Origin of the sequence: Pilibacter termitis (assembly GCF_900167335.1) — a bacterium.
In the GTDB taxonomy this organism is placed as follows: domain Bacteria; phylum Bacillota; class Bacilli; order Lactobacillales; family Streptococcaceae; genus Pilibacter; species Pilibacter termitis.
The window spans coordinates 41,471-60,085 of sequence record NZ_FUXI01000009.1; the positions used below are offsets into that span (position 1 = coordinate 41,471).

The window sequence follows — 18,615 nt, forward strand, 5'->3', positions numbered from 1 at the left end:
CGTTTTGAAGTCTGTGGCAGTGAGCCACAGCATTTACTTGCTGGAAACGCAGTTTCCAGTGCTGTTGCGAACAGTTGCCAGACTTCAGCCCCTTGTAGCTAGACAAAGAAAAGCTACGAGGGGCGTTTAGGAGTTTGTCGTAGTGAGCCATGCCATTTACTTGCCTGAAGCAGAGTTTCAGGTGGCATTGCGAACAGCGACTAAACTCCTGCCCCTCACAGCTAGACAAAAGGAATGAGAGAACTTGCTTTGGTGGGTTCTCTTGTTATCTTTTTTGAGAGGACTAGATGCACATTATGTGAAAGAACTTATTTTTTGTGTGTAGAGTATATTTTTGATAGAAGTGAAATTATGATATGGGTACCTCTAAAAACTCCGTTTAATCCAAAATTAGATAGTTTTTCGAAATTGACGAAAGCTATGTGGTTTATAGAAAAGCGAAGAAGTGCGTTAAGGAGTTTGAACAAGGTTGAGGAGATTGACGAATAAAATTGGAAAACTAGCAATTTTGGGTAAATGTGAGTTTTTAGAGGTGCCCATATACTTATAATTCAGAGAAAACGTTTTAAGGGAAATGTCTACTGAACAAAAAAATAAAAGAGATTAAACGAGGTGAATTATAATGATAAAGAAAATAGTGATTAAGAATTATAAACAGTTTTCAGATTTTGAAGTGGATTGCAACCCTAATAGGAATATTTTTATTGGCGAAAACGGAGCAGGGAAAAGCTCGTTACTTCAAGCGATTAGTTTAGTGCTGAGTGGAAGTTATGCTCAAATTGAAAAAAGCGGTTTGATGAACCTTTTCAACTCAAAAACAATTGAGCGGTTTTTAAAGAATGGAAATGGAGACTTGCCAGAACTACTCATAGAATTATATTTTGATGATAGTATTCCTGAAATAAGGGATAACTTTAGGCTTGAAGGAAAACATAATTCTGTGAAACTACCTAATAAGTTTGGAATCAATCTGAGAATATTTCCAAATAATGAATTGATTAGTGATATTACTGAGTCATTGAAAAATAGTGACAGAAAGATATTTCCTTTTGAGTTTTATAAGGTTGAATTTAGTACTTTTGCTGGTGAGCTTTACAATAGTTATAATAAGCCGTTTAAATTTAATTTTTCACTTGTAGACACTAGTTCAATAGATACTAAATTTGAGATACGAAAAAGAATTGATGAAATTTATAATGATAGTGTCTTGCCAGAAAATCGAGCAAAAATCAATAATGAATTTAGAAAGCAAACGGATGAATTTATTAATAAAATAATAAATGATAGATTGATGGAGGAAAAAGATTATCGAATTGCTATCGATAATTATTCAGAACAATCATTCAGAGAAAAAATTACTGCACTAAAATCAGATGTTGATATTAAAAATTTTGGGCAAGGAGAGAAAGTCTTGCTGAGTATAGAAAATTCTTATATTAGAAGAAATGATAAGACGAAAGTAATCTTAATTGAGGAACCTGAAAATCATCTGAGTTTTTCTAATATGCATTTATTGCTTGACTCTATCGAAAAAGAGAAAGATATTCAGACGTTTATTAGTACGCATTCAAATATGATTGCATCTAGACTAGAGATTGCTAATTGTATTTTTCTTCATAATGGTATTGGACTCAGCTTGAAAGAGTTAGATTTGGAAACTGTGAAATTTTTCCAAAGATCTACAAATCAACATATACTAAATTTCATTCTTGGGAATAAGTCTATCCTTGTGGAAGGAAATGCTGAATATATACTGGTAAATAAGTTTTACGAATTAAAGACAGGAGTTAGCCCAAATGATGATGGAGTTCATATTCTGTCTGTAGATGGTCTTAGCTTTGAAAGATATTTAAGAGTAGCCCAGAAACTTACTGGTAAAAAAGTGGCGGTGATTACAGATAATGATGGTGATTATCAAAAAAACATAGTTGACAAATATGATAACTATAATTCTGACAAGAATATTGGTATTTTTTTCGATAAGGATAATCAAAATAATACTTTTGAGGTCTGTTTGTATAATTTAAATGATAGTATGATTGACCAATCTGATTTAACAAGAAGTACCAGTAAACTTGAGTATATGTTGAACAATAAAGCAGAGTCTGCTTTAAGAATGCTAGATATAATAGATAGTAACTTTAATATTCCAAGTTATATTTCGGAGGCAATTGAATGGATAAGAAAAGATTGATACACGCAGTTGCAGGAAGTGGGAAAACTAAGACTATTATTGATGATTTAGATATTGATAAAAGAAATCTTATAATAACTTATACAACCACTAATCAAGAGGAAATTCGTAAAAGGGTAATCAATAAATATGGCCAGCTACCTGAACGCACATATATTTTTGGTTTCTTTGAATTTCTTTATAAATTTTGTCTTGTCCCATATTATGACCAGAGATTTTTAGGCATTGATTTTAATTATAAACCTAAAAATAATTTTGACAAGAATTTTTTTAATCAACAGAGAGTTATTCATTTTCGTCTATCAAATTTTTTAATTAACAAATCTGATATTGATTTCCTTGGAAGAATTGATTATTTTTTTGATTGTGTTTATATAGATGAAGTTCAAGATTTTGAAAGTTATGATTTTGATTGGATAAAAAGCTTATCAAATTTAAACGCTAAAGTTTGGTTGCTTGGTGATTTTTATCAAAAAACGTATTCAACCTCACGGGATGGAAATAAAGGTTCTGGTATTCATAAAGATAGAGCAAAATGGCTAAAAGAATTAGAGTCTTTTGAATTAGATGAGACAAGTTTAATGGAATCATATAGATGTCCAGCAAATATATGTGATTTCGTTAGAGAAAAAATGAAGATACAAATTTTCCATCATGATGAAAATACTATACAATCAACTGTTAAATTCATAGATAATCAAACAGAAATTGATTGTATTATGTCTGATGATAAAATAAAGAAATTGTTTTATCAGAAATCTTATAATTATAATTGTAATGGTCAGAACTGGGGAGACAGCAAAGGAGGGGAATTTTCTGATGTTTGTGTGATTTTAAATCCTAAGACATTGGATTGTTTTAAGAAAGAACACCTTTCTGACCTTGTCCCTCAGACAAAAAATAAATTTTATGTAGCATGTACGAGGACGAAAGGAAATTTATATTTTATTTCTGAAGAATCAATTAATGAATATAAAAAGGAATAGAACTGCTAAATAATAAAGAGGAAAAGTGTGTATAAAGAAGTTGGGATACTCCCCATTCCCTAATCTTTCCCAAAAAATAACCCTTAACCATTTCATTTTCAGAAAACCTGTGCTAAAATAGTACGACTAGACTATAAGTAAAAAAATTTATTTTATACTAGATACGGATACGCTACATAAAAAAGTAGTGAACACTTAGATTACAAGGAGAACATTCAAAGTGACAAATTTTAGAAAAGACATTCGCAATGTTGCGATTATCGCCCACGTTGACCACGGAAAAACGACACTCGTAGATGAACTATTGAAACAATCGGATACACTAGATAGCCATACACAGCTTGCAGAGCGTGCAATGGACTCTAATGCCCTTGAAAAAGAGCGTGGGATTACGATTTTGGCGAAAAACACTGCCGTTTCTTACAAAGGAACACGTATCAATATCATGGATACACCAGGACACGCTGACTTTGGTGGCGAAGTAGAACGCATTATGAAAATGGTTGACGGTGTAGTTTTGGTTGTTGACGCATACGAAGGCACCATGCCACAAACTCGTTTTGTATTGAAAAAAGCCTTAGAACAAGACTTAATTCCAATTGTCGTAGTGAACAAAATTGACAAACCGTCTGCTCGTCCAGAAGAAGTAGTCGATGAAGTATTAGAGCTTTTCATTGAGCTTGGAGCTGATGACGACCAACTTGAGTTCCCAGTTGTTTACGCAAGTGCCATTAACGGAACAAGTTCATTATCTGACAATCCAGCAGACCAACAGCCGACAATGGAGCCGATTTTTGAGTCAATCTTGGAACACATTCCAGCACCAGTTGACAACAGCGAGGAACCATTGCAATTCCAAGTTTCACTATTGGACTATAACGACTATGTAGGACGTATCGGGATTGGACGTGTATTCCGCGGGACAATCAAAGTAGGCGACCAAGTAACACTTTCTAAACTAGACGGCACGACAAAAAATTTCCGTGTAACGAAATTGTTTGGTTTCTTCGGACTTCAACGTCAAGAAATCCAAGAGGCAAAAGCAGGAGATTTGATTGCTGTCAGTGGTATGGAAGACATCTTTGTCGGTGAAACAGTGACACCAACAGATGCTGTTGAGCCACTTCCAGTCTTACACATTGACGAGCCTACGCTTCAAATGACATTCCTTGTCAACAACTCGCCTTTTGCAGGACGTGAAGGAAAATGGATTACTGCACGAAAAGTAGAAGAACGCCTAATGGCAGAACTTCAAACAGACGTTTCCTTGCGTGTAGAAGAAACAGACTCACCAGACCGTTGGACTGTCTCTGGTCGTGGGGAATTGCACTTGTCTATATTGATTGAAACAATGCGACGTGAAGGATACGAACTTCAAGTATCACGTCCAGAAGTTATCGAGCGTGAGATTGACGGAGTAAAATGCGAACCATTTGAACGTGTGCAAATTGACACACCAGAAGAATATCAAGGGAGCATTATCCAAGCCTTGTCAGAACGTAAAGGTGAAATGTTAGACATGACTTCGACAGGGAACGGACAAATGCGTTTAATTTTCCTAGTGCCAGCTCGTGGGCTGATTGGTTTCACAACAGACTTTATGTCAATGACACGTGGCTATGGAATTATGAACCACACATTTGACCAATATATGCCAATGATTCAAGGAAATATCGGTGGACGTCACCACGGTGCGTTAGTGTCAATTGATACAGGAAAAGCAACGACATATTCTATCATGTCAATCGAAGAACGTGGGACAGTCTTTGTCAACCCGGGTACTGAAGTGTACGAGGGAATGATTGTCGGTGAAAACTCACGTGACAACGATTTGACGGTGAACATCACCAAAGCAAAACAAATGACCAACGTGCGTAGTGCAACAAAAGACCAAACTTCAGTTATTAAAACGCCAAAAATCCTTACACTTGAAGAAAGTTTGGAATTTATGGCAGACGATGAATATTTGGAAGTAACACCAGAATCTATTCGCTTGCGTAAACAAATCTTAAACAAAGGCGAACGTGAAAAAGCAGCAAAACGTGCGAAAAAAGTCGCTGAAAGCTAATCTTACAAATCAAAACCTACGAATTTTTGTAATTTGTAGGTTTTTTAGTTCTTTAGTCGGTCAAAAAATCAGACTTTAGCACCATAGATTTTTTATCGGAAAGGGTGCATAATACAGTATATAGGAAAGAACACGCTAGAAAATCTAGCAACAACAAGTTATCGGAGGTTATTACCATGAACGAGAAAGATAGAATTTTAGAGTTAGTTAAAAAAGGAATTATCTCAACAGAAGAAGGGATTGGCTTATTAGAAAAATTGGCAGATAAAGAGAAAAAAAGTAACGTGATTCCTTTAGAGACAAAAGAAGAACCACAAGCCGATTTGAAACTCATTCCTGAATTAAAAGAGGAAAAAACAGACTCGCAAGAAGAGTCATCAGAAACAGCGAAAGAAAACGAAGAAAATGACTGGGAAACGCAATTTCAGTCAGCATTTGGTCAAGCGAAAGAAACACTGAAAGATGCGGGTGAGCAAATCAAACCGTATGCGAAAAATATCGGTGGCGTATTGGCAGATGCGTTTACAACAGTGAAAACTACTTTACGTGAGAACGTAGACTGGAAAGAAATCAATGTCAAAGTGCCAAAAGTAGCCACAACGAGTTTTTCACATAAATTTGAGTACCTAGACAATAAAGCTACGATTATTGATGTTCAAAATACAAATGGTGCAATTGTGCTAAAACGAGGAGAAAATGACACGCTTGCCATTTACGCAGATATTAAAATGTACGGTTCAATCGAAGGGGATGCACTTGAAAATTTCCTAAGTCGCAGCGACATCTCCGTTTCAGATGAAAAAATCGTCTTGAACATTCCAAGTAAGAGAATACGTGCAGATTTGACATTGGAGTTGCCAGAGCGTTTGTACGACCACATTTCGCTCAAAACGCTGAATGGTAGCGTAGAAATAGGCAATATCGAGGCAAGTGATATTTATGTCAATTCAACCAATGGAAAAATCATTGTCGCACCAGAAAAAGCGAGTATGGTAGAAGTAAAAGGCGTAAATGGTGATGTTTTTGTAAAAGATGCCATTTTGCTTGATACACTGATTAATACGGTCAATGGAGACGTGAGTGTTACCGCAGCAACGAATGCAGTAGCAGTTACCCTTGTCAATGGCGATATGCGTTTGACTTTGAAAAATGATACATTGACCAAAGTAGCACTCTCAAACGTTAACGGCACGATAAAAACGGCATTTCCAAAAGGAAGTGGCTTAGACGGAAAAGCCAGCACCGTATTTGGAAGAATTTACCGCAAACTAGAAGACGTGCATACAATTAACGAACAAGCAAAATCAGTTCAATTACAACGAAACGGCGAAAATGTGGTAAAATTTGATGTAAGAACAACCACAGGAAGTATTTACCTAAAAGATGCAGAAGAATAAGGAAGGGGAAACACACCCTTTCTTACATAACTAAATTAAACTGAGAGAAGTGAAAGAAAATGAAAAAGAAATTAACCAAATCAAGTAATGACATTGTTCTAACAGGTACACTTGGAGGAATTGCAGAATATCTTGGAGTTGATGCAACAATTTTGAGGATTGTCTATGTAATCATAATGGTTTGTGGCATAGGGTCTCCTATATTGCTCTATATTGCACTTGTAGCGATTATCCCGCAATCTCCTCAAAAGAGAAGTAGTTATGGCTTTGACAATCCTTATTACAAAGCGAACAACGTGAAACGCCCTAGAAAAGATGTAACCAATTCTGCACCAAAAGCAAAGGATGACGACTGGAGTGATTTTTAAATGGGATTTTTTACAAGATTGATTACGACATCACTTGTTTTTCTTGGCTATGCCCAATTTTTTCCGAATATGTTTCACCTATCAGGGCTTGGCGTTGCTGTTTTAGCAGCTCTTGTCCTATCAATCTTAAACGCATTAGTCAAGCCGATTTTGACGATTTTCAGCTTACCACTTTTGCTGATAACCTTCGGATTGTTTAGCTTTGTGATAAATGCGATTATCTTACAACTGACAAGTTTCATTATTGGAGATTCTTCCTTTGGCTTTTCAAACTTCGGCTCTAGTCTTTTGCTTGCAGTTGTCTTGACAATTGTATATTCTGTTGTAAATGATTATTTTGAGCGTAGAAAAAATTTGGAAAACATAAGATAAACCGCAAAAAATGCGGTTTTTTCTTTGTCTATCTACGAGGGGCTGAAGTTTGGCAACTGTTCGCAATGTCGATCGCAACTAACGTTGCGATTAAATAAACGACATAGCTCACTGTTGCAAACTTCAAACCGCCCCTCTCGCTTTTCTTTTTACGAGTCTCCGTATGACAAACGAGAAAAAGAAAAATCAATCATGGTAGAGAAAACATTCATACTCTGTTAAAATAAGAGAAGAAATTGAATGATAAAAAAGGAGCGAGTTATGAGCGAATTTGTAAAGGTAAGAGAACTTGTTGAGGGATTGGATTTAGAGATACTCTCAGGCAGTGATGAGGCACTTGAGAAAAAAATTGAAACAAGTGATATTTCACGTCCCGGCTTGGAATTGACGGGCTATTTCAGCTATTATTCACATGACCGAGTGCAGTTATTAGGGAAGAAAGAGATTTCTTTCACAGAAAAAATGTTGCCAGAAGAATTACTAGGAGTCATGCGTAAAATTTGTCACGAGGACACGCCAGCAATAGTGATTTCACGCTCGCTTGACTTTGCACCAGAAATTTTGCAAGTTGCACAAGAAATGGATATTGCACTTTTACGTTCAAAAGTTGCTACTTCAAGATTATTAGGTGGGATTTCAAGTTTTCTTGATGAAAAATTAGCAGCAAGAACTTCTGTTCACGGTGTGCTAATGGACGTTTATGGTCTAGGTGTGTTGATTCAAGGGGATTCTGGGATCGGAAAAAGTGAAACAGGTCTTGAGTTAATCAAGCGTGGTCATCGTTTGATTGCAGACGACAGAGTAGACGTTTATCAAAAAGATGAATTGACTGTTATCGGAGAGCCGCCAAAAATTTTAGAGCATTTGCTTGAAATTCGTGGGGTGGGCATTATTGATGTGATGAATCTTTTCGGAGCAAGTGCAGTGCGTGGTTCTATGCAAGTGCAACTAGCGATTTATTTGGAAATGTTCACGCCAGATAAGAAATTTGACCGCCTAGGAAGTGGAACGCAAACTGTTGAAATCGCCAATGTTGATGTGCCACAAATCCGTATTCCTGTTAAAACAGGACGGAATTTGTCCATTATTATTGAGGCGGCAGCGATGAATTATCGTGCAAAAAGTATGGGATATGATGCAACAAAAGCATTTGAAGAACGCTTGAGCAATTTAATACAAGAAAATTCGGGGGAAGTGTGATGTTTTTAGCAAAAATTGACCCTATCGCCATTCGTCTGTTTGGACTTGAAATTCATTGGTATGCGATTTGTGTTGTGCTAGGCATGACAATTGGTGTATTAATTGCCAGCAAAGAGGCTGCACGTCTTGGGTGGAATAGTGAGCTTGTGGTTGATTTCATGATTTACGCCATGCCACTTGGGATTATTGGAGCAAGGATTTATTATGTTTTGTTCCAACTTCCATATTATACGTCACATCCAGAGGAGATTTTTGCTTTTTGGAATGGTGGTTTAGCGATTTATGGCGGACTGATTACTGGGCTTTTGGTGCTTTATATTTTCAGCAAACGACATAATTTTTCCATATGGGCATTTCTGGATATTATTGCACCAAGTGTAATGATAGGGCAAGCCATTGGTCGTTGGGGCAATTTTTTCAATCAAGAAGCATATGGTCCGACAGTTTCTAAGGAATTTTTGACTAGCACTCTTCATCTGCCAAACGTGATTGTAGACGGTATGTATATAGACGGTTTTTACCGTCAACCCACTTTTTTGTATGAATCTATTTGGTGTTTTATCGGTTTTTTCATCTTACAACGTCTTCGACAAAAACGACAGTTTTTCAAAACAGGGCAAGTATTTCTTGCGTATATTATTTGGTACACATTTGAGCGAATGCTCGTTGAGGGATTGAGAACGGATAGCTTGATGATTTTAGGTGTTGTGCGTGTTTCACAAGCACTCAGCATTTTGCTCTTTATCACAGCCATAGCCCTATTGATTGTACGTGGAAAAAGAGAAGGGATTTCTTATTATGGATGTAAAAACACAAAGTGAGGAAATTTGAAAAATGAATTTAACTAGCTATCTTCAATATGGAGCAACTTCTATTTCAAATGTGTTATTCGATGAAGGCTACAAACTTACGCTAACAAGTGATGAAATTTTGTTTGTTTTCTACCTTTTACGAGAGCAACAAGACGGTAATTTCATGCCAGATTTGAGTGAAATTGCCAAAAAAATGAGCAAAGATGATAAAGCGGTGGGTGCGATTTTGAATAGTCTTTATCTAAAAAAAATGCTCACATTATCTAAGAAAAAACTAGCCAACGGCGAGGAAATGGAAAGTTTTGACATCACACCGTTATACGAAAAATTATCCGTTTTACTCGAAAGTAGCAAAAAAGAAACGCTTGGTTTGAAGGAAATCAAGGAAAAATTTGAGGAAAGTTTTGCAAGATTGCTCAACCCATTCGAGCTTGAAACCATTCAAGAATGGGTGGAAGTCGACAAATTTGACCAAGAAGTTATTTTACTAGCACTCAAAGAAGCCGTTTTGCACAATGCAAAAAATATGAGCTATATTGAACGCATTTTAGTAAACTGGTCAACCAAAGGATTGACAAGCAAGGAAATGGTTTTACAAGACCAAAAAGAATGGAAGCTCAAGCAAAGACAATTAGAGGCACAGCGTGAGTTTGGAGGGAAATAAATGCCGTTATTATCCAAAGAAAAAACCATGCAGGCACTTCATTTGATGAGTGAAATGTTCCCAGACGCAAAAGGTGAACTGTACGCAAACAATCCATTTGAATTACTTGTAGCAGTCACTCTTTCTGCCCAAACAACAGATGTTGCAGTTAATAAAGTAACCCCCGCACTTTTTGAAGCGTACCCGACACCAGAAAAGTTAGCCACCGCTGATGTTGAGGACATTATGGAGAAAATCAAAACGATAGGTCTTTACCGCAACAAAGCAAAAAACATCAAAGCTGCAGCCAAATATTTGGTAGAGGAGTTCAACGGTGAAGTGCCAAAAACACACGAAGAACTGGAACGCTTAGCAGGTGTAGGCAGGAAAACAGCCAATGTCGTGCTAGGAGATGCTTACGGTATTCCAAGTATCGCAGTTGACACTCACGTTGAACGCATTTCAAAACGGTTGAGAATTGCCAAGCAAAACGCAAATGTAGTCGAAGTTGAAGAAACATTGATGAAAAAAATCCCAAAAAATCTATGGGTGAAAGCACATCACACAATGATTTTATTTGGTCGCTATCATTGTCTTGCTCGTACCCCAAATTGTGCAGAATGTACGCTCATAGAACTTTGTGGAGAAGGAAAGAAACGAATGAGTGAGAAGAAATAAAAAAATAATCCAAAAAAACAGATTGCCATACTTTGATATGCAACAATCTGTTTTTTTACTATCGCCCCATGAAACCGCTTGATTTTCTGTCTGTTTTATTTTAAAATCGAACCATGGAACGAAAGTATTAAAGGACGGTAGCTTAGTACAATCTGAAAGGGGTGGTGCCTATGGGAAATTTCTCAAGCACTCAGATCCTAACGAAAGGAAAAGCTAACGGGTACAGAAAAAAACTCAAACTTATCCCAAATTGCTAGTTTTCCGTTTTTCTTCGTCAATCTCCTCAGCCTATGAACCACATAGCCTTCGTCGATTTTCTCGAAAAACGAAAAACTAGCTAATTTGGTATTAAGCGGAGTTTTTAGAGGTACCCTACTATGATGACAACAGCTGAAGCTCTGCAACTCATGCTCGCATTTGGAGCGTTTGTTGTGGCGTTGCTTAGCTTTGTCGTTGCTCTTATTGATCGCAATAAGAAGCAATAAAAAAATAGACCGTCTTACTTTGGCTGGTAAACGGTCTATTTTTTAGACAAATACAAGCTACCGATTCTTTAAATCGGTCGTTCCTACTTTTATTATATACTGAATCTCAAAAAAATTAAGCACTTCCCAATGAAACCGCTTGATTTTCTGTCTGTTTTATTTTAAAATCGAACCATGGAACGAAAGTATTAAAGGACGGTAGCTTAGTACAATCTGAAAGGGGTGGTGCCTATGGGAAATTTCTCAAGCACTCAGATCCTAATGAAAGGAAAAGCAAACTATGATGACAACAGCTGAAGCTCTGCAACTCATGCTCGCATTTGGAGCATTTGTTGTAGCGTTGCTTAGCTTTGTCGTTGCTCTTATTGATCGCAATAAGAAGCAATAAAAATAGACCGTCTTACTTTAGCAGGTAACGGTCTATTTTTTAGACTTAAAAACAAGCTACCGATTCTTTAAATCGGTCGTTCCTTACTTTTATTATATACCGAATGTGGAAGAAGTCAACTATAAAAAGTTAGATTTCTTTTTTATTTTCTCATATGGCGATGTCTATATTTCCCGTTGATTTTTTCTGTGTAAAATCATTCAGTTTTTTATAATTTCTAGAAATTTATAAATGGAAACGCTTTATTTGTTCTTTTTTTTGAAATAGAGGAAAAAATAGTGTGTGTTTTTAACTTAGGGTTTATGATTGTATATGAACCTGTAAGATAGGCAAGTTATCTAGTGTAATTTGTCTATGGACTAAGTGATGTTCAAATTGCCAAGGAAGACTAGAGATTTTTGGACAAATAAAATAAATCAAGAGGAGAAAATAAGGGGAATGACTCGATTAAACAATACTACTCGTCTTGGAGCTGTCGTGTTGGGCGTGATGATGCTTTTTTCACTTTCTGCCTGTGGTGGAGAGAAAAAAAGTGAAGATACAGCAAAAAGTGAGCAGAAAACAGAAAAGGCAACGGACTACTTAGGAGAAGCAGAGGTTTCGGAGTACAAGGGTGAGAAAATTACATGGGGGTTACCGACTTTAGAGGGTACCCAAAGCAATTATCAAGATAAGTTTTCTCAATTTGTTTACGCTAGAATGGTGAACTCTTCGACAAAAGAAGTAACCAAGCATGGCACGAAATATGATGAAATCGTCGCAAAAATGGGGGAGCCTGAAGAAAAGCAGGCAGATGATTTCGTAAGTCCTAAAGGCTTTGTAGCCGTCTGGGGCGATGGATATACAAAGGTTAAAATTTATTTTGATGACAACGGAGAAACGGATATTATGATGCAGTATGCTGATTATCCAAAAGATCATTGGAGCAAAAATAAATGGCTGACCGATTTTGACAAGAGTGTCAAACTAGTACAAGAAGGAAAGGGTGGGACAAAAAGCGAGGAGCTAATCAAAAAATTCGGCAAGGCAAGTAGTGGCAAACTTGAAAATGGCGAAGGAACGCTTATCTGGGTGAATGACAAACTCAAGTGTGCGATAAGGATCGGATTTTTAGAAGATCATGCACAAAATATCGAAGTAGGGCAACTAGGATAAGTAATATATAATAGAAAAAATAGTTGTTAGAAAGTGGGGCTGGAAATGAGGAAAAAATTGATACATCAAAGGAAATTAAAGTTTTTAAAAAAAGAGAGAGGCATGAAAAATAAAATATTACTGCCAATATCTCTGCTATTAACATTTGCACTTTTTTTCATAGTGCGAACTGATAACGTAGAGGCGGCATTTGAAATTAAGTATAGTGAACAGACAGAAAGTGTACTGTCTAATCGTGGTAAAGTTGGTACTACTGAGGCATTTGGAGGTTCGACCTATGATTCCTACTATTTAAAGATGCTTATGTATAGTTTTGATAAATTGCCTACCTCAGATAGTAGTAAGAGAAGAGCGGATATTAGTCGTGGTAGTGCGGGAAGTACTATTTACATGAATTATCTATATAAGAGTACGGAACCCATCCAGATAGAATTAAGATTGGATGAGCAAAATTCTAGAGAAAACACTGATAATGGTAGTAGTAGTTATCGTACTACAACAGGGAAATACAAAGTGTGGCGAACGCTTCCTAATACTAACGATGTGTGGACAAAAATCGAAATTCCCATTGACTTCCATGATTTTGAAATATCAGCAGGAAGACCATACCAATTTCCTTTTAGAGTAACAGCAAAATATGGTGGACCAGGGCAAATTGATGTTTTACGTGTAAAATTGACTGGCTTAACGAGTAATACAACATCTACTAAATCAACGCGTATAGGTGTTTTTGACAGAACTGACAATACTATGGAACGATCTTCCAATAGAGAATTGAAGTTCATGCATTTAGGGAAAGCTAATAGTAATTTTGGAATTGAGGTGGATTATGAAGTAAGGGATAAACAAACGCTTAATCCTAAAATTCCAGTTCGTATAGTTTTACCGGAGCACTTGACTGCTAGTCAGAATAACAATGTTATATGGGGGAATACTTTCACTTTCTCTCCAGAAGCCTTGTATTATGATCAAGATCCTAATATGGATAATGCTTCACAGTATGATAGAGAGAGGTATTTAAAATCAGCAAACCTTTTTAAAACTCAGTTTGAAATTGAACGAACTTTGAAAGGAAATCAAACGGGGACTAAATTTGAGAACGAATCGTGGAATGAACTTTCGTATAGAATGGTGCCCGGCACTCTAAAATCATGGTTATATGACGGCTTGGGACGAAGACTTGAAACGGATTATACAGTCGAAGGAGCTGGCGGGAGTTTGACGACCCAGACAATGGCGAACGTTGATGTTAATGGTTATGCGGAAGCGATGCGGTGGGAAACGATTGCTGGGAAAGATGGTAGTCGTAGTTCACAAATTAATTTCTCTTTTAAAACAAATGCAAACGTGCAACTAGTTGGAGAATTAACGGGTGACCCAATTCCTGGTGTTGAATTTGAAGCATTTTTGGATTCAGATGGTTTTTATTCATGTGGAAAATTTACAACAGGGGCAGACGGGAAGTTTTCGATTCCTCAAGACCGAGGATTACAACTAAATGGCTTGGTGTACTTTGAAATGAAAACAAGTTTATCAGGTTACGCTCCGTTCCCTAATATGGTGTCAGGTTATACTACTAATGGTAGTACCATTGTTTTAAAATTGAAAGAAACATCTGCAAATGTAAAGATAAATCCATTAACGGATGACCAAACGAGCAACAGCTCACTTTTTGCAGACGGTTCAGTACTTCCAGGAGCCTCACTTCGAGCATTCCGTTCAAGTGATAATACAGCGACATGGAATCAGATTATGGCAGCTAAACAGTTTAATACGAATACTTGGCAAACACCAAATGTCAACCCTCGTTTTAAATCTGGTGAAATTGTTAGAGTGGATATTACAGCTACACCGTCTGGTGTATCAGGAGCGGGGACGAGTGTTTCGACAGTTGTAAAAGACGTTACCGCACCAACAGCGACGAAACTCCAGTACCACCTCTACCGTCCAGACCAAGTGCCAACCAATCTGCTGTATGCTTTGACCAATATCCGAGATGAATTTAACATCAAAGATAGCAATCAAAACTTTACTGCTAGGTGGGTTAACCCGATAGATGAGACGAACTTGAAAACTGCGGTAGGGACAGCTCTTGACGGCACAGTTTTACCATTTGACGTAGTGCTTGCCGACGAAGCAGGGAATGAGCGAACGATTTCCACTGAGTTAATGGTGCATAATATACCACTTACTCAAATGATTCCTAGCATTGAGCTACAAACCGACCAAATGCAAACATGGAACATGGATCAGCTCAAACAAGAAATCGTCACACGTGCGAACCCTGTGATAAAAGTGTATATTAACGGTCAGGAAAAAATCGTTGACAACAAATATATCGAATTTGACAATATGGACGGACTTGACCCAATGTCACTAGACAAAGGTGGTTCCCCACGTGGTTCTTACAAACCAACAGCTCACATTAAAGGGAGCAATATCGGAACGAGTATGGACATTCCACTTCAATTTGACGTATTCGTTAAAAATATGTTTGCCGACATTCTCGTAAAATTTGAAGATAAAAACGGTCAAACACTCGAGCCTACGGTTCGCTTGACAGAGCAAATTGGTTCTACCGTTGACCTTAGTACGAAGCAAGCAGTACATGATGCGGTCAACAAAATCATTGCTCGCCACTACTACTTGCCAGTCCACCCTGCAAATGAAACAGCAGTTGTGGTAACAGGTACAGGTGCAATCGTAACTTACGTGTTCGAGGGAACACTGCAAATTCTCTCTTCACCAACGACGATTGACTTCGGTACAAGCGAATTACCAAGTACGAACAAGAAGATAGATGCACAAAGTTATGATAAGGTGCTAGACATTTGGGACAACCGTCACAACCGTAGTTCATGGAAATTGACGTTTGAACTATTGCAACCATTCGAGGACAGCAACAACAAGATTTACCCTTGGAGTTTGCACTATGTCAATACAAGCAACCAAGACATCACCATTAGCCCTGCAACAGGTAGTGTTCTACTTCACAGCGAAAGTAACCTCGCTAGTAGCAACAAAAACAACTGGCGACTATCAGATGATTGGACGAACAAAAAAGGATTCTACCTTGATGTTCCGCAAAAATCAACCAGCCAGACTGGAGGCTACCAAGCAGTAGTTGAATGGCGACTTGTCGATGGCCCTTAAAATTTTGAGACACCCGTTTGGGTGTCTTTTTTTTTTGGGGGGATATTTTTGCCTTTCTTTTTTTTATTTTTTTCAGTCAACATAAAAAGACAACTCCATTTTTGAAATTGTCTTTTCTTTCGTTATTCTGCGATTAAATGCTCAAACCAATTTTCGTGTTGATGAAAAATCCGAGCGATAAAAACTGTTTCTTTAAAATCAATATAAAAAATTAAATATCTCCACTGTATCTTTTTCCTAAATGGTTCTCTATCTGGAATTAAGGGAGTTAATCAAGGATTTGTTGTTATTTTTTCAAAGGCGGCATCAATTTCATGTTCAAATCTACGAACAACTTGATTAGACTTTGTTTGGTGGTATAAAAAATCTTTTAAATGCTCTAAATCTTCCGTTGCCTCTGAAGAGATAATTAACTACTTACTCATATTCTTTCCCCCACAACTTATCTCGTACATCTTCCCACTTGCTAACATTTCCATTGATTAAGGAAATTAAAGGTTTCTGTAATTCTTGCGATAAACGCAATTCAGCTTTTAAACGCTTGTTTTCTTGCTCCATTGAATCATACTCTTTTTTTGAAAGGACAACAATTTCTCTATCTTGAATATTTCCGTCTAATCTAATTGCTTGTGGCATGATAAACACCCCTTTCTTATCTTTTTCTACCTTGATTATAACATGGTTTTGATGATATTTTAATCAGGAGAAGCGAGAAAAAACAACTCCAATTTTGAAATTGTCTTTTCTTTCGTTATTCTAATTAAGCTATTTTAGTTGTTTTCATCAAGTTCGCTATTTAATATTCTTTTTGCTTTCAGTAGAAATTCTTCGTAAGTAGGCAACCAAATTTTTATAGTGTACCATTCGTCCTCATAGTCAATTACACCGTAAGCATGAGCTAAATCATTTCTATTCAAACGAATAGAATTAAAATTGACTTCATCTGAAAATCTACTCTTAAAGTCATCTGATAATTTTGATTGTGTTAGTTCTTGTATTTGAAACAATGGCATATCTAAAGCATAACGAAAAGCATAATCACTTTCATATAATTTCATATCACCTTTGAATCGTTCAATCATTTCACTAATCTCAGAGATATAACGCAACATAGTATTTATTACTTCTACATCATTGTCAAAATCCCAATACAATTTTCTATTTCTCATAAATCAACACCTTATCATGTTCAACACGACCTATAAATAATGGTAAATGTTCTCTGTTTTTTTCATGATTTAAACTTTCTAAAGTAATAATATCCGTTTCAAGACCAAGAGTTTTTTCTAATTCCTCTTGAAACTCATACTTCACAAAACCTATCACTTTTGAGCCTTTTTTCTGATATAAAATATCAACATCACTTTCACTATCTGCTTGCCCTTTTGCATAAGAACCAAAAATATATATTTTTGGAACTTCATATTTTTCCGCAATAGGTCTTACTTTTTCCTTAATTTCCTCTATTGTATAAACCATGATTTTTCACTTCCTTTGCTTTTAGTTCTTACCTTGATTATAACATGGTTTTGATGATATTTTAAGCAGGAGAAGCGAGAAAAAACAACTTCATTTTTGAAATTGTTTTTTCCGTTAATTATTCTTCTAATTCTTTCCTTACAATAAAATATAAATTTTCGATTAATACGGGAATGTCATTTTTTACTATTTCCATAACTTCTGCTTTATTTATTTTACCATAAGCATGATAAGCTAAATTTCTAAAATTCTTAACTTCTTTCCAAGGAATACAACTGGAATATTTTTCTTTTATTTTAGATGATAATTTCTGCTCATCTAGTTGTTCTCCAATTTGTCCTATATTCATTACTAAACTATCCAAAACCATTTCATCATCAAGAGGAATATTATAACGTAAAGCAGTATTCAATCGTTCCTCTACCTTTTCAGCATAGTAAATCATTTCACGCAAATAGAGTATATCTGTTTCTTTGCTTTCATTCTTCATAAACAATAACCTTTTCTCTTTCAAAATCTTCTTTTATTTTTCTTCCAATAGGAGAACTCATTGTATTCATTTGTTCTTCGCTTAGGACATCATTTTCTAAATGAAATGTTTCTTGTAAATCAATAGAGATAGGTATCATTCTTTTTAAATTTCCTACTACAACAAAATCTAAATCACTTGAATCTGTTGCAGTACCACGTGCATAAGAACCAAATAAATACATTTCTTTTACATGATATTTTTTAGCAATAGGTTTTACTTTTTCTTTGATTTCCTCTATCGTATAAACCATGATTTTTCACTTCCTTTGCTTTTCGTTCTTACCTTGATTATAACATGGTTTTGATCATATTTTTAGCAGGAGAAACACCGTAATTATAATTTTTTCCGTCAAGTAATTGTAAATCTCTAGCTCTATTACAAGCCCAATTCCCAGCTTCCTCATAAGTATTGAATATTTTATAGTTGCTTACTACTCAGTAGTTTACTTCCATTTTCCCCCACAACTCTTTTTTAGCTTCTTCCCACAAACGTCCTTCCCCGTTTGCTGTTGAAAAGATTCCTTTTTGCATCTCTTGATAGTATCTAATTTTTGCTTTATTTCTGCTATTTTCCTTTTTCAACCTCTCAATTTCTCTTTGCAAATCATCATATTCCTGTTTACTCAATAGAAACACTTCTTTTTCTTTAAAATCATCTAATCGAATCGCTTGTGCCATGATGAGTACCTCTTTCTGTTTTTCCTCT

At 36.2% G+C, this 18,615-nt stretch carries 21 protein-coding genes; 15 read left to right on the top strand and 6 right to left on the bottom strand.

Features of this window, described 5'->3' with window-relative positions:
• Window positions 1–4: 4 nt before the first annotated feature.
• The 15 genes from B5D30_RS14265 (at window position 5) to B5D30_RS05110 (ending at window position 15,899) form a co-directional block, all read left to right on the top strand.
• Window positions 5–130: a hypothetical protein gene (locus B5D30_RS14265; RefSeq protein ID WP_268802098.1), complete on the top strand. Its 126-nt coding sequence runs from the start codon at window positions 5–7 to the stop codon at window positions 128–130.
• Between the two features lie 492 nt (window positions 131–622).
• Window positions 623–2,194 (top strand): ATP-dependent nuclease, encoded by a 1,572-nt coding sequence (locus B5D30_RS05045; RefSeq protein ID WP_078806947.1) that lies wholly within the window; start codon window positions 623–625, stop codon window positions 2,192–2,194.
• Window positions 2,176–3,180 (top strand): DEAD/DEAH box helicase, encoded by a 1,005-nt coding sequence (locus tag B5D30_RS05050; RefSeq protein WP_078806948.1) that lies wholly within the window; start codon window positions 2,176–2,178, stop codon window positions 3,178–3,180. The genes B5D30_RS05045 and B5D30_RS05050 overlap by 19 nt, the downstream gene beginning before the upstream one ends.
• Window positions 3,181–3,400: 220 nt before the next feature.
• A complete protein-coding gene (typA, locus tag B5D30_RS05055) occupies window positions 3,401–5,248 on the top strand; it encodes a translational GTPase TypA (RefSeq protein WP_078806949.1) in 1,848 nt (615 codons plus the stop codon).
• 176 nt (window positions 5,249–5,424) lie between these two features.
• Window positions 5,425–6,645, top strand: a complete 1,221-nt coding sequence (liaX, locus tag B5D30_RS05060; RefSeq protein WP_078806950.1) for a daptomycin-sensing surface protein LiaX — start codon at window positions 5,425–5,427, stop codon at window positions 6,643–6,645.
• A gap of 59 nt (window positions 6,646–6,704) precedes the next feature.
• Window positions 6,705–7,013 carry a PspC domain-containing protein gene (locus B5D30_RS05065; protein ID WP_078806951.1) on the top strand — a complete coding sequence of 103 codons (309 nt, stop codon included), beginning with the start codon at window positions 6,705–6,707 and terminating at the stop codon, window positions 7,011–7,013.
• Window positions 7,014–7,385 (top strand): phage holin family protein, encoded by a 372-nt coding sequence (locus B5D30_RS05070; RefSeq protein ID WP_078806952.1) that lies wholly within the window; start codon window positions 7,014–7,016, stop codon window positions 7,383–7,385. It abuts the gene before it with no gap.
• A gap of 261 nt (window positions 7,386–7,646) precedes the next feature.
• The gene (hprK, locus tag B5D30_RS05075) at window positions 7,647–8,585 is read left to right on the top strand and encodes an HPr(Ser) kinase/phosphatase (protein ID WP_078806953.1); all 939 of its coding nucleotides are present in this window, start codon (window positions 7,647–7,649) and stop codon (window positions 8,583–8,585) included.
• A complete protein-coding gene (lgt, locus tag B5D30_RS05080; protein WP_078806954.1) occupies window positions 8,585–9,406 on the top strand; it encodes a prolipoprotein diacylglyceryl transferase in 822 nt (273 codons plus the stop codon). The genes hprK and lgt overlap by 1 nt, the downstream gene beginning before the upstream one ends.
• Window positions 9,407–9,419: 13 nt before the next feature.
• Complete coding sequence (locus B5D30_RS05085) at window positions 9,420–10,061, top strand: DnaD domain-containing protein (protein WP_078806955.1); 642 nt, start codon at window positions 9,420–9,422, stop codon at window positions 10,059–10,061.
• Complete coding sequence (gene nth, locus B5D30_RS05090) at window positions 10,062–10,718, top strand: endonuclease III (protein WP_078806956.1); 657 nt, start codon at window positions 10,062–10,064, stop codon at window positions 10,716–10,718. It begins immediately after the preceding gene.
• Between the two features lie 377 nt (window positions 10,719–11,095).
• Complete coding sequence (locus tag B5D30_RS05095) at window positions 11,096–11,203, top strand: putative holin-like toxin (RefSeq protein ID WP_078806957.1); 108 nt, start codon at window positions 11,096–11,098, stop codon at window positions 11,201–11,203.
• A 280-nt stretch (window positions 11,204–11,483) separates the two neighbouring features.
• On the top strand, window positions 11,484–11,591 hold the full coding sequence (locus B5D30_RS14065; protein WP_078806957.1) for a putative holin-like toxin: 108 nt from the start codon (window positions 11,484–11,486) through the stop codon (window positions 11,589–11,591).
• A gap of 438 nt (window positions 11,592–12,029) precedes the next feature.
• Window positions 12,030–12,746: a hypothetical protein gene (locus B5D30_RS05105; protein ID WP_078806958.1), complete on the top strand. Its 717-nt coding sequence runs from the start codon at window positions 12,030–12,032 to the stop codon at window positions 12,744–12,746.
• A 102-nt stretch (window positions 12,747–12,848) separates the two neighbouring features.
• The gene (locus tag B5D30_RS05110; RefSeq protein ID WP_078806959.1) at window positions 12,849–15,899 is read left to right on the top strand and encodes a WxL domain-containing protein; all 3,051 of its coding nucleotides are present in this window, start codon (window positions 12,849–12,851) and stop codon (window positions 15,897–15,899) included.
• A 417-nt stretch (window positions 15,900–16,316) separates the two neighbouring features.
• On the opposite strand, the gene B5D30_RS05115 is transcribed toward B5D30_RS05110, so the two are convergent.
• From B5D30_RS05115 to B5D30_RS05140, 6 genes are all read right to left on the bottom strand, one after another.
• Window positions 16,317–16,535 carry a hypothetical protein gene (locus B5D30_RS05115; protein WP_078806960.1) on the bottom strand — a complete coding sequence of 73 codons (219 nt, stop codon included), beginning with the start codon at window positions 16,533–16,535 and terminating at the stop codon, window positions 16,317–16,319.
• A 134-nt stretch (window positions 16,536–16,669) separates the two neighbouring features.
• Complete coding sequence (locus B5D30_RS05120; RefSeq protein WP_078806961.1) at window positions 16,670–17,068, bottom strand: ribonuclease HepT family protein; 399 nt, start codon at window positions 17,066–17,068, stop codon at window positions 16,670–16,672.
• Window positions 17,058–17,378, bottom strand: a complete 321-nt coding sequence (locus B5D30_RS05125; protein ID WP_078806962.1) for a nucleotidyltransferase family protein — start codon at window positions 17,376–17,378, stop codon at window positions 17,058–17,060. Before B5D30_RS05125 ends, B5D30_RS05120 begins: the two co-directional genes overlap by 11 nt.
• A gap of 118 nt (window positions 17,379–17,496) precedes the next feature.
• Window positions 17,497–17,868 (bottom strand): HepT-like ribonuclease domain-containing protein, encoded by a 372-nt coding sequence (locus B5D30_RS05130; protein WP_078806963.1) that lies wholly within the window; start codon window positions 17,866–17,868, stop codon window positions 17,497–17,499.
• Window positions 17,858–18,160: a nucleotidyltransferase family protein gene (locus B5D30_RS05135; protein ID WP_078806964.1), complete on the bottom strand. Its 303-nt coding sequence runs from the start codon at window positions 18,158–18,160 to the stop codon at window positions 17,858–17,860. Before B5D30_RS05135 ends, B5D30_RS05130 begins: the two co-directional genes overlap by 11 nt.
• Before the next feature lie 184 nt (window positions 18,161–18,344).
• Complete coding sequence (locus B5D30_RS05140) at window positions 18,345–18,587, bottom strand: hypothetical protein (protein WP_078806965.1); 243 nt, start codon at window positions 18,585–18,587, stop codon at window positions 18,345–18,347.
• Window positions 18,588–18,615: the final 28 nt, after the last annotated feature.